This window comes from Streptomyces sp. NPDC047049, assembly GCF_040643995.1.
GTDB lineage: Bacteria > Actinomycetota > Actinomycetes > Streptomycetales > Streptomycetaceae > Streptomyces > Streptomyces mooreae.
Genome location: NZ_JBEYVM010000005.1, coordinates 144,862 through 156,669 on the forward strand (window position 1 = coordinate 144,862; position 11,808 = coordinate 156,669).

At 73.3% G+C, this 11,808-nt stretch carries 9 protein-coding genes; all 9 read left to right on the plus strand.

The genetic code is table 11. The features are described from left to right. Positions 1 to 9: 9 nt before the first annotated feature. Positions 10 to 405, plus strand: coding sequence for a hypothetical protein (locus tag ABZ851_RS15030; RefSeq protein WP_361126620.1), 396 nt, complete (start codon positions 10 to 12; stop codon positions 403 to 405). Then, a complete protein-coding gene (locus ABZ851_RS15035; RefSeq protein WP_361127337.1) occupies positions 402 to 557 on the plus strand; it encodes a DUF6760 family protein in 156 nt (51 codons plus the stop codon). The genes ABZ851_RS15030 and ABZ851_RS15035 overlap by 4 nt, the downstream gene beginning before the upstream one ends. Positions 558 to 2,249: 1,692 nt before the next feature. Continuing rightward, positions 2,250 to 2,681 carry a phage tail protein gene (locus ABZ851_RS15040; RefSeq protein ID WP_361126623.1) on the plus strand — a complete coding sequence of 144 codons (432 nt, stop codon included), beginning with the start codon at positions 2,250 to 2,252 and terminating at the stop codon, positions 2,679 to 2,681. An 82-nt stretch (positions 2,682 to 2,763) separates the two neighbouring features. Further along, positions 2,764 to 3,492 carry a LysM peptidoglycan-binding domain-containing protein gene (locus ABZ851_RS15045; protein ID WP_361126626.1) on the plus strand — a complete coding sequence of 243 codons (729 nt, stop codon included), beginning with the start codon at positions 2,764 to 2,766 and terminating at the stop codon, positions 3,490 to 3,492. Next, positions 3,489 to 5,258, plus strand: coding sequence for a VgrG-related protein (locus ABZ851_RS15050; RefSeq protein ID WP_361126629.1), 1,770 nt, complete (start codon positions 3,489 to 3,491; stop codon positions 5,256 to 5,258). Before ABZ851_RS15045 ends, ABZ851_RS15050 begins: the two co-directional genes overlap by 4 nt. 55 nt (positions 5,259 to 5,313) lie before the next feature. Then, entirely contained in the window at positions 5,314 to 5,727 is a 414-nt protein-coding gene (locus tag ABZ851_RS15055; protein WP_361126632.1) for a GPW/gp25 family protein, read from the plus strand. Further along, complete coding sequence (locus tag ABZ851_RS15060) at positions 5,724 to 7,820, plus strand: hypothetical protein (RefSeq protein WP_361126635.1); 2,097 nt, start codon at positions 5,724 to 5,726, stop codon at positions 7,818 to 7,820. Before ABZ851_RS15055 ends, ABZ851_RS15060 begins: the two co-directional genes overlap by 4 nt. Before the next feature lie 53 nt (positions 7,821 to 7,873). Further along, positions 7,874 to 8,524: a phage tail protein gene (locus tag ABZ851_RS15065; RefSeq protein ID WP_361126638.1), complete on the plus strand. Its 651-nt coding sequence runs from the start codon at positions 7,874 to 7,876 to the stop codon at positions 8,522 to 8,524. Then, positions 8,521 to 11,805: a putative baseplate assembly protein gene (locus ABZ851_RS15070; RefSeq protein WP_361126641.1), complete on the plus strand. Its 3,285-nt coding sequence runs from the start codon at positions 8,521 to 8,523 to the stop codon at positions 11,803 to 11,805. Before ABZ851_RS15065 ends, ABZ851_RS15070 begins: the two co-directional genes overlap by 4 nt. Positions 11,806 to 11,808: the final 3 nt, after the last annotated feature.

The following is an 11,808-nucleotide window of genomic DNA, read 5'->3' on the forward strand; positions in this document are numbered from 1 at the left end:
AGATCAGGAATGCAGCAGCAGACCTCCGGGCTGCGCACCGAGTTCGCGTTCGAGCTGCCACATGGATATGTGGACGGCAGCGGAACCGTGCATCGGCGGGGCACCATGCGCCTGGCCACCGCGCGGGACGAGCTGTCGCCGCTGATCGACCAGCGGGTGCGGGAGAACCCGGCGTATCTCGGGGTCGTGCTGCTGAGCCTGGTGATCACCGAACTGGGGACGCTGACGGACATCCATGCCGAGGTCGTGGAGCAGCTGTTCGCGGCGGACCTGGCCTACCTCCAGGACGTCTACCGCGAGATCAACGGCCTGGGCGCCGAACACCGGGCGGTTGCCTGTCCGTCCTGCGGTACGCACTTCGCCGTGCCGGGGCCGGTAGCGGGTGACCGCCTGGGGGAAACCTGACGCACCCGGCGGGCCGGCTGCGGGAGGAGTCCGCGTACATCGCCTACCACTTCCACTGGGCGTACGCGGACATCCTCGGCCTCCCGCACGGTGAACGGCGCGCCTGGGTGCGCGAGATCGCCCGGCTCAACCAGGCACGGGCGGAGAACTGACGATGAGGAGGGGAGGGGTGACTGCCGTGGCGCGGGACGGGGAGACGGAGCCGCAGGTGGTGGCGCTGGTGCGGCTGCCCGGAATTCCGGTCGGTGGCCTGCCCGGCTTTCGGGCGGGTCTGGCTGCCTGGCGTCCGGCGCCCGCGGTGGCCCTCCCGGGGCGGCTGCTGCCGCGCGGGGTGGCGCTGGGCGGGCGGGGGGCGGTGCTGGGGGTGCCGTCGTTGCGGGGGCACGTGGAGGGCGGTGGCAGGACGGAGAACGGGAACCGGGCGCCGGTCGGTTCGGCCGAGGCGCCTGGTGGCGTGGCGTCCCGTGGAGCTTTGCTGCGCGCAACCCCTGGGGCGGCTGGTGACGCGTCCGGTGATGCAGTGCGGGATGCGCCGTCGCTGCAAGCAGCCCGTGACCTGTCTCCTGGAGCGTCCCGTGCCCCAGTCCCGCTGCCTGTTGCGCCGAGCGGCTCCCGGGTGGCTGCGGTCTTATGGGAGCGGCTGCGGGCGATGAGGACGGTGATGGGTGCGGTGGGGGCACCACTGCGGCGCGGAGATCGCGGGGACCGCGGAAAGCGAGGGGAGCGAGGGGAGCGCGGAGCAAGGAGTGGGAGCGGGGAGCGGGCGGAACGCGGTGAGGCGGGGGCGCGGGGAAGGCCGGGGGACGGCGGGCAGCGAGGGGAGCGGGGGCAGAGCGGAGGCCGCGGGCGGGCAGGGCGGAGGGGGCCGAGGGGGGATCGAGGGGCGCGGGGCGCGTCGGCGGTTGTGGCCGCGCAGGTGACGGTGCACGGGCCGACGCCGTTCTCCCCTGCGGCGGCGTTCGCCGGCCGGTTGGCTCCCAACCTCTCTTCTTTGGAAGGCAACTCCGTGAAGCGTGACGATGCGCGAGCCCAGCTGCGCCCGGAACTCGCCTCATCCGCGCCGGCCAGGCAGGCCAGGTCGGCCATGCCAGTCGTGCCGTCCGCGCCCCCTGTGCCGCCCGCCCCACCCCCGGTGCCGTCCCCCGGCGCGTCGCTCCCAGGCAGCGTCCCTCCCTCGGCCCCGTCCCCCGGCGCGTCGCTCCCAGGCAGCGTCCCTCCCTCGGCCCCGTCCCGCCCCGCCCCTGGAAGCGGACCCGGCATCACCCCCGCCTCCACTCCCACCCTCACCCCTCCCCCCGTGCCACCGCCCCGGTTCGAGGTCCAGACGCCAGGCAATCCCCCGAATCCATCCCGTTTCCGCATGGGGGAGCCACTGCCCCAAGTTCCGTCCTCGGCAGTCCCCTTGACGGCACTTCCAGCTCGCTCGCCCCTTCCGGCCACTCCAGCCCTCCCCGTGCTTCCCCCGACGGCAGCTCCGTCCCCGCCCCCCGTATCCCTCGTCCCCCCGCTCCCGACAGCCCCTTGGCAGCCAACCCCGCCCAAGGCGGCCGACGACCCCCGCCGCCCACCTGACCACCACCCGCCGGCACCCGGCTCGTCCCCCGCCCCCGACACCTCCGTCCTGGCCCGCGACATCGCCCACGGGCACGCCGAACTGCTCGCCCGAGCCGTGCTGCCGAAGCTGGAGCGGGGGCCGGACCCGGCCGTGCGGCACCTCCGCCGGTCAGGCGACCGGCAGCCGGAACCGCCGCCCCTTCCGTACTGGCCGGCGACCAGGCCGTCCGGCGGCCGGGGTGCCGCGCCCCGCTGACCTACCGACGTAACCCAGACACCGGAGTCGACCGATGCCCGACCAGCCGTTCGCCGTCAGCTCGATGTTCCAGTTGTCCATCGGGCCGCATGCGCTGGGCTCGTTCACGTCGTGCGACGGGCTGGGGTGCGCGATGGACGTGGAGGAGCGGGTGGAGGGCGGGATGAACGGACAGGTGTGGCAGCTGCCGACGCGGTTGCGCTACTCCAACGTCGTGCTGAGCCGGCCGCTGACCAGCCAGACCACCCTGGTGTGGGCCTGGCTCCGCTTGCAGGTGGAGGAGCCGGCCAGACTTCCGGGGCAGTTGGTGGCGCTGGGGCCGGACCGCAAGCCGATCGTCCGATGGCTGCTGGACGGGGTCCTGCCGGTCCGGTGGAGCGGCCCCACGTTCGACACGGAGCAGTCGCAGGCCGCCCGGGAAACGCTGGAGATCGCCCATCACGGCTTCGTGGGGGTGACCATCTGACGGCAGGCAGGTCGACCGAGTCCGTGGGCACAGTCGGCGCCACATCTCGCCATTGCCCTCTCCCCGTCCCCGAAAGGACCCCATGCCCGCCCTGCCGCTGGGAGGCGCTCCCGTTCGGGCCGCTCTGGTGATCTACGATCCGCCGGTCGGCACCGGAAACACGCCCGGTCCCGAACGCGCCCGGGTCGAGCTGCACTTCAACCCCGAGCGCCTGGCGATGTCCAAGTCAGCGAGTTGGAAACGAGGCTGGGCGCCGTCCAGCGCCGGTGCCGCGCGGGCGCAGTTCGTGGCTGCGCAGCCGCGCACCATGAGCGTCGAGGTGTTCCTGGACGCGCCGGCCCGCAAGGGCGGGGTGCAGCAGTCGGTCGAGCAGTTGCTGAGCTGCTGTGTTCCCACGTCGCAGAGCGCGGCGGCGAAACCGGCGTCCGCGCCGTGGGTGCGGCTGAAGTGGGGGCGGGCCCGGACCACCGCGTTCCTGGCGCTGGTCACCCAGGTCGATGCCACCTACACCCGGTTCGATACGGACGGGACTCCGCTGCGTGCGGAGTGCACGGTGACGCTGGAGGAGGCGGGCGGGGCCCCGGCACGGCAGAACCCCAGCTCGGGCGGGAACGGGCCGGTGGACACCCATCGGGTGGTCGCCGGGGACACCCTGCCGGGGCTGGCCTGGCGGGCGTACGGCGATCCGGGGCAGTGGCGGGCCATCGCGCGGGCCAACGAGATCGACGATCCAGACGGGGTGCGGCCGGGGACGGTGCTGGTGCTGCCGATGCTGGAGGAGCAGGACCCGGAGAGGGGTGCGGAGCGGTGACGGAGCGGTCGCACGCGGCCGAGCCCGTCGTGGCGTTCGAGGGCGCGGTGCTGCAAGAGGCGTGGCACGAGCGGCTGGTGGAGGCCGTGGTGGAGACCGCGACGCATCTGCCGGACACCGCGGAGCTGCGGTTCAGCGATCCCGATCATCAGTTGCTCGCCGCGGCGCGGATCGCGGTCGGGCGGACGATGACGGTCGCGGTCGCCGCGGAGCGGCAGCGGACCCGGACGACGGTGTTCGACGGGGAGGTCACGGCGCTGGAGACGGAGGTGGCCGCCTCGGGGACGTTCACCGTGGTCCGGGCCATGGACCGGGGGCACCGGCTGATGCGGGGGCGGCGGGTGGCCGCGTATGTGAACCGCACGGTGGCGGAGATCGCCGCGGAGGCCGCCCGGCGGCACGGGCTGCGGACCGGGCGGATCGAGGCCGAGGCGGCCCGGGTGCCGCATCTGGCGCAGCCCAACCTGACCGACTGGGAGCTGCTGGCCCACCTCGCCGATGACCGAGGGCTCCATCTCGCGGTAGAGGGGCAGGAGTTGACGATGCGTCGGCTGCGGCCGGCGGCGGAGGCGCCGGCACCGTCGACCGGGGCGGACCGCAGCCCGTTCGTACTCCAGTACCGGGCGAATCTCCTGGCACTGCGGGCCACCGTCAGCTCGCTGGACCAGGTGGGCACGGTGGAGGTACGGGGCTGGGACGAGGGGGCCAAGGCACCGGTCGTGGCGAAGGAATCGGCGACCGACAGCACCCGGGTGCGGATCGGGACGTCGCCGGGAAAACTGGGCCAGGCATTCGGCGGCCCGGGCGGGGAACTGCTGGTCACCGGACGGCCCTACACCACCGCCCAGGAGGTGTCGGCGGCCGCGCGGGCACTGGCCGCCGACACCGCCGCCGCGGTCGCCGGACTGGAGGCCACCGTCGCCGGCACCCCGCAGCTGCGAGCCGGCTGCCCGGTCACGGTGACCGGCACCGGCGAGCCGTTCGCCGGGCGCTATACGACCACCGCCTGCCGGCACACCTTCGACGGCACCCACGGCTATCTGACCCAGGTGCGGGTGGGCGCGCTGCCGCCGCCGGTGGTGCCGAGCCCGCCCCCGCTGTGCGGTCTGGGCGTTGCGGTGGGCATCGTCAGCGACATCAAGGAGCCGGGCCGGGGGCAGCGCGGAGCGGTCCGGCTGCGGCTGCCGTGGCTCTCCGAGGACTATGTGACGGACTGGGTGCGCACCGTGCAGTGGGGCGGAGCCGGCGGCGGGGGAGTGGTGGGGCCGGAGACCGGCGACGAGGTGCTGGTGGGGTTCGAGCACGGGCGACTGGACCGGCCGTACGTCCTGGGTGGGCTCTACAACGGCAAGGACGCCCCGACCCCGCACGAGGAGCCGCTGATCGACGGCAACACCGGTCGTGCCAACCGGAGTTCGGTCAGTTCTCGGGCCGGCGACCGGCTGGAGCTGCTGAGCGCCGCCAAGGGGCCGCAGGGCGTCCGGCTGAAGTCGGGGGACGGGAAGCTGACCGCGCATCTCAACCGCAAGGACACCGCGATCACTCTCTCGGCCGGCGAGGTGGGCAAGGCACTGAAATTCGCCCTGGACGCCCCCAAGCGGACGATCACCCTGGACGCCGGGACGGACGGCGAGATCGTCATCACGGCGGGCAAGATCACCCTCCGGGCCGGCGGCGAGACGATCACCCTCGACGGGCAGGGCGGCAAGCTGACCATCGACAGCACCACGACCAAGGTCACCGGGGCTTCGGTGGACATCAACTGATGTGCGTAATGGCTGAGTTGGGAGCAGGCAGGTGAACGGGAGCGGGGAGCACGAAGTGACGGACCCGGCGGGGCTGGACATGGCGGCGGTGATCGGCTCCGGGTGGCGCTTTCCGGGGGCGCTCGCGCACACCGGGCGGGTGGCCCTGGCATCCGGCACGGACGAGGTGGAACAGGCCATCCGGCTGATCCTCGGCACCGCACCCAGCGAACGGCCGATGCGCCCGGAGTTCGGCTGCGGTATCCACCACCTGATCTTCGACCCGCTCGATGCGGACACCGTGGCCCGCGCCGACAGCGAGGTCCGGCAGGCCCTGGAGCGCTGGGAACCCCGTGTCGAGGTGGCCGAGCTGCTGTTCAGCACCGAGGCCGAGGACCAGGGCGTGCTCTACATCGACATTCACTACCGACTGCGTGCCACCAATGAACCCCGCAACCTCGTCTTTCCCTTCTACACCATTCCGGAGTGAGCACCGTGCCGGAACTGCCCGTTCCCGACCTCGACGACCTCCGCTTCCAACCGCTGGTCGACGCCGCCAAGCGCGCCCTGCCCGGCCGCGCCCCGGGCTGGACCGACCACAATGTCTCCGACCCGGGCGTGACCCTGATCGAAGCCTGCGCCGAGCGGGTGGACCTCCTGCTGTACCGAGTGGCCCGGATGACGCCGGCGCAGCGCGACCGGCTGCTGCGGCTGATGGGGATCGCGCCGGTCCCGGCGATGCCGTTCCGGGTGCGGGTGGCCTTCACCCGGGACGGCGGCGAGGGGGACGTCACCGTTCCCGCCGGGACCGAGCTGCGGACCGACGCCACCCCGCCCGTGACCGTCCGGACGGTGGTGGACGTCATGGTGCCGATGGCCGGGACGGCGATGGTCGAGGCGGTGGAGCAGCCCTCCATGTTCCAGGAGGAGTTCGCGGCCTCGCCCGATCGGGCACCGGCCCAGCGCTTCCGGCCCTCCCGCCGCCCGTGGAGCCCGCCCGCGCCGCAGGCGGAACCGGCCCCGTCGCCGCTCACCTCCGTCACCGTCGACGGGGACCGGTGGGATCCGGTGTGGACCTTCGCCAGGAAGGGCGCGGACGCTACCTGCTACTGGTGGGACGACGCGACCGGCGAGGTGGTCTTCGGGCCGCTGGCGCCGGGCACGTCCTGCGCGGGAGTGCAGCGCGGCAAGGTGCCGCCGGCGGGTGCCGCGATCGCCGTGGAGTACGCGGCCTGCCGCGGTCCGCTGGCTGAACTCCTGCCAGGTACACCGTTGGTGCCGCCCTCCGGCGTCCCCTCCGCGAAGGTCGCCGACGTCGTGGCCGCCGGTCAGGACGCCGAGACCTGGCGCGACGCGCTGGACCGGGCGGCGCTCGGACTGGCCCCGCTGCGGCGCGCGGTCACCGTACAGGACCACGAACGGCTGCTCACCGAGCACGCGCCGGGCATCGCCCGCTGCCGGGTCAACGCCACGGTCCGCCCGGCGGACACCAGCGTGCCGCCGGGGCTGCTGCCGCCGAAGCGGCCGGTACCGCTGCTGACCTGCGCGGTACCGGTACGGCCGGAGGCCCAACCACGGGCCGTGCACTACTTCCCGGGCGGCAGCGCCGGGGTGGACCACAAGCGGGTGCTGCTGAACGGGACGGACGAAGGGAAGTCGGACGATGACGCCCCGCCGGAGTTCGCGAAGTACGGCGTGGACGCGGTGCTGCACCTGGCCAAGACCATTCCCCGACTGTGGTGCGTCGGCAGCGAGTGCGCTTGGGGCGCGGGGGAAAGGAAGTTGATTGCGGCGCAATTCCTGGGCGTACCAGCGAAGTTCACCAGCAACCTGGACGCGGTGGCGGCCCTCCCCGCGCCCGGCACGACCGACGAGTACGAGGTGTTCCTCTTCAAGGGCGAGGAGTTCTACCACCGGCGGTACCAGTACGCGAACAGCAACCTCACTCCCTCCAGCGGCCGCGGCGTCCAGTCCCTGACCGCGGAAGCCTTCCCCGGCCTGTCGCCGGACTGCCAGCACGCCCCGGATGCCGTGGTGACCGTCGGCGGGGTCTTCTACTTCCTGAAGGGGGCGCGGTCCGAACCGACCCTCTGGCTCTCGGAGGACGCCGCACTGCGCGTACTGCTCGTCCCGCCCCTGCCGCGTGACCCCGAACTACCGCTTGATGGCGACGACTTGAAGATTCCCACGGTGGTCCTGGAGGAGGCCAGACGGGTCCTGGCCGGGGCCCGGCTGCTGGGGGAGCGGCTGCACGCCGGGCCACCGGACTACGTCCGCTTCGCCGTGGGGGCCACCGTCCGGCCCTGGATCCGGAAACCGGACGACGTCATCAAGGCCGCCAAGAAATGCCTCTACCGCTTCTTCCATCCCACGGCCGGGGGACCGGACGGCTGCGGCTGGCCGTGGGGGCGCCGGGTGCACGCCGGGGACGTGCTGTCCGTACTGGAACAGATGCCGGAGATCCGCGCCGTCGCCGAGGTGACGCTGCGCTACGAGGGGGGCAACGCCGTCCCCGCCATCGAGGTGCCGGACAGCGGGCTCGTACACCTGCTGACCGCGGACCTCACGGTGGACACCAGCTGATCGACCGACCCATGGCCGACCACCGTCGAGGGAGCGAAGGACAGCCAAGCGCCATGCCGCAGACAGACTCCAATGCACCGGCAGATCCCCATGCGCCCGGAGATTCCCCCACGCCGGGATATCCCAACACACCGGAATATCCCCATGCGCCGGGATGTTCCGATGTACTGGGAAATACCCAGGCACCGGCCGCCGGACAACCCGTCCGCCTGCCCGCCGTCTACGCCTATGACCAGGTCACCCAGGCATTCGCCGCCGGGGCCGGTGCGGCGATCGGCCCCGTGGGACACCTCCTCGACCGACTGGCGGAGGTGCTGGACCCGTGGCAGGCCCCGGTACCGTTCCTCGACTGGCTGATCCGGATCACCGGCGCCCGGGTGGAGCCGGACTGGACCGAGGAGCAGCGCCGCACCGCCATTGCCCTGGCCCCCTGGCTGGCCGCCCATCGCGGCCGCCGCTGCGCGCTGCTGCGGGAGGCCGAGGAGATCCACGGCTGGACCCCGGACCGGCTCCAGATCGCCGACCCGGGCGACGTCTACACCGGCGACGAGAAACCCCCGCCCGGCCGGATGCTCACCGTCACCCTCACCGCCGCCCCGGGCGACCCCGCCCAGTACGAACTCCCGCTCTACCGGCTGGTGGCCGCGCACTGCCCCGCCCACCTGCCGTTCCACACCCAGGTCGACGGAGGCAACGGACAATGACCCTGCCGATGCCTGAGTACGACGGGCGGACCCGCGCCGATATCACCGGCGCGGCCGCCGCCGCCGTCCGGGCCGCGCAACCGCTGTGGACCGGCCGGGACCGCACCGACCCGGGCCAGGCACTGATCGAGAGCTGCGCCGATATGGCCGAGGCGCTGCGGGACCGGCTCAACCGGGCGCCCGACCGGCACCGGCTGGAGCTGCTGCGGATGCTGGGCGTCCGCCCGTACCGCGCGGCGGCGTCCCGCGTCGAGGTGCTGTTCCAACTGGCCGCACCCTCGCCGGAACCGGTCCTGGTCCCCGCCGGGGTGGAGGTGGCGACCCGGCCGGTGGACGAGAGCGAACCGGTGGTCTTCAGCACCGTGTCAGAAGCGCTGGTCAACCCGTGTGTGCTGGTCGCGGCCGGCCACTTCACCCAGACAGCGGCCGCGGGTGGGGTGGTGCGCGGGACGCTGACGAAATTCGGCGCCCCCGGAGAGGACGCCGTCGCACCCGGCGGCCTGCCCTACGCCGGTCCCCCCTTCCACCTCAACCTGCCCTACTTCGGCGACTTCCCGTTCAGCGTGGAGGGCGGGGGGCCGGCGCCCGTGGAGGCGGCCGCGGACCTGGGGCGGTCGGCCGGCGATACGGGTTCGTCCCCCGTCGCCCCGACGGAGGCCGGCGTCGATGTCGCGCTGGCGGTGCTGTCGGTCCCCGTGCCCGGTACCCGCATCACCTTCGAGCTGAGCCTCGCCAAGGGGCTCGCCCCGCAGCAGGAGACCTGGGACGCCTGGCAGGGGTCGCGCTGGGCGCCGTGCGAGGTGAGGGCCCGTACGGTTGCCGAGGACGGGACGGTCCGGATCACCCTCGACCTGCCCGCGACACACGCCCCCACCCGGCTCGTGCTGGACCCTACCGACTCCCAACAGGGCGATCAATTCTGGGAGTTGCGGGACGTCGGCCTCGTCAGGCGGGTCTCCGCGGTGGTCTGGTCCCCGGTGGCCCGGCCGATCACCGCCCTCGCCCTGCAGCCGGTGCTCACCGCCAAGGTCCCGGCCGTCCAGGCATATCTCGTCCAGGACGAGGAACTGGGCCGCGCCACCGGCCTCCCCGGTGAACGGCTGCGGTTCGCCCGTGCGCCCCTGCTGCACGCCACGGACACCCTGACCGTCGAGGCGGTGGACGCCGACGGGGTGCGGCGCCGCTGGAGCCACGTCCCCTCGCTGGCCGCCACCGGGCCCGGCGACCGGCATTTCACCCTGGACCCGCGTACGGGGGAAGCGGTCTTCGCACCCGTCGCCCGCACCGCACGCGGCCCGCGCCGGTACGGCGCCCCGCTCCCGGCCGGCCGGCCGGTCCGGGCGCCCCGCTACCTCACCGGCGGCGGCGCCCGCGGCAACGTCCCGGCCCGTACGGTCACCACCCTGCGCACCCCGCTGCCGTACATCTCCGCGGTCACCAACCCCGCGCCCGCCCTCGGCGGCACCGAGGAGGAGACCCCGGAAGCCTGCGCCCGGCGGCGCCCGCTCGGCTCCCCGGTACCCGAACGGGCCGTCGTACCGCAGGACTACGAGGAACTGGCCCTGGCCGCCTCGGCCGGTATGGCCCGCATCCACCACGTCCGCGTCGCCAGCGACAACAAACTGGATCCGGCCCGGAACTTCGTCCACGCCGCACCGGCCACTACCGAGGTCACCTTCACGCTCAAGTCGGGCACGGCCTCGGTCCCTGCCGGCGCCGAGTTCACCGCCGGCGGCAAGGTCTTCACCACCCAGGCCGACGCCACGCCCGCGGAACTCACCCGCGCCGGAGTGGCCCCCCTCACCCTGGACGACACGGAAACCGGCGCCGTCAACGTCTTCAAGGCGGCCGACTACGCAGCGGGGGGCACGGCGGGCGGCGAGTTCCGCACCGGCGGGAAGCTGGTGCTCTGCCTCGTCCACGTCCCGGAGACGATCGCCCTGGCCGATCTCACCCTGTGGGTGAAACCGACGGACGCCGGACCCCGCTCCCGTATGGCGCTGTCCGCCTACGTCCCACGCACCACCACGCCCTGGTGGAATCCGGACGTACCGGTGGCGTACACCGCCGGGCCGGCCGATGCCCACGCCCTCGGCGGCGGGGCGTTCCCGCTGCGACTGGGCGGATCCCCGCGCTGGCGCCCGGACATCGACCCTCCGGTGAGCACCATCGGCCAGGCCGTCGCCAAGCACGGTGGCGGCGACCCTCCGGAGAAGGGCAGTTGGCTCGCCCTCCAGATCCACGATCCGCAGCGGGCCGGCGGCAGTAAGTACGAGATCCACCTCGACGCGGGCGCAACGAAGGCCGTGAAGGCGCTGCAATACGCCAAGGTCGCCACCCCGCCGACCATCCCCTCGACCGGTAAGCCCGACCAGGTCCACAAGCTGCTCCAGCCCAAGGTGTACGTGGATGGGAAGGGGCATGCGGTGCCCAACGTGAAGGTCGGGAAGGACCCTAACTGGGCTACCTGGACCCCGGTCGACTCCTTCCGGGACCTTGACGACAAGGCCACCCGTGTGGTGATCGACACCTTCAACGGGCAGGTGTACTTCGGCCCGAAGGTCGGCGGTGTCCAGTACGGCGCGGTGCCCGGTGACGACAAGAAGATCACTGTCGAGCCGTACGCCACGACCCTCGGGGAGGGCGGCAACGGCGTCACCACCGGCACCCCCTGTACCGGTCTGCCACCCGGTGTCGCGGCCGGCCGGCTCACCCTCACCTCGTCCGGCGGCACCGACGGCTACACCGACACCAGCGGCGGTACCTACCAGGCAGGCGTCCGGCTCCGGGTGATCCCGGCCGTCACCGCCGACGAGCGCGGCTGGTTCCCGTTCCCCATGCTCACCCCCACCCAGGACGCCTGCGACATCCTCCGCAGGGCGCTTCGGGCCCGGCAGCCCGCGGGCGTACCGGTGTGGGTGGAGACGCCGGATTACGTGGGCCTCCGCATCGAGGCCCAGGTGCGCCCGGCCGACTTCCAGACCGCGATGGAGCGGACGGAACTGGCCGCGGCGGCGGAACGGGCGCTCTACCGCTGGTTCAACCCCGTCGACGGCGGGCCGGACGGCACTGGGTGGCCGCTGGGCCGGCCGGTGTACGCGGGCGAGGCGTACCGCGTGCTGGAGGAGGTACCGGGCATCGGGCGGGTGGCCTCGGCGACGCTCTTCCAACTCGACCCTGCGGCGGGCGGGTCCGGCAATCCGGTGGACGCGATCCCGCTGCACGCCAACCAGTGCGTCTACTCCGTCGAACACCGCGTCACCGTGACCGAGACCCCCTGAGCC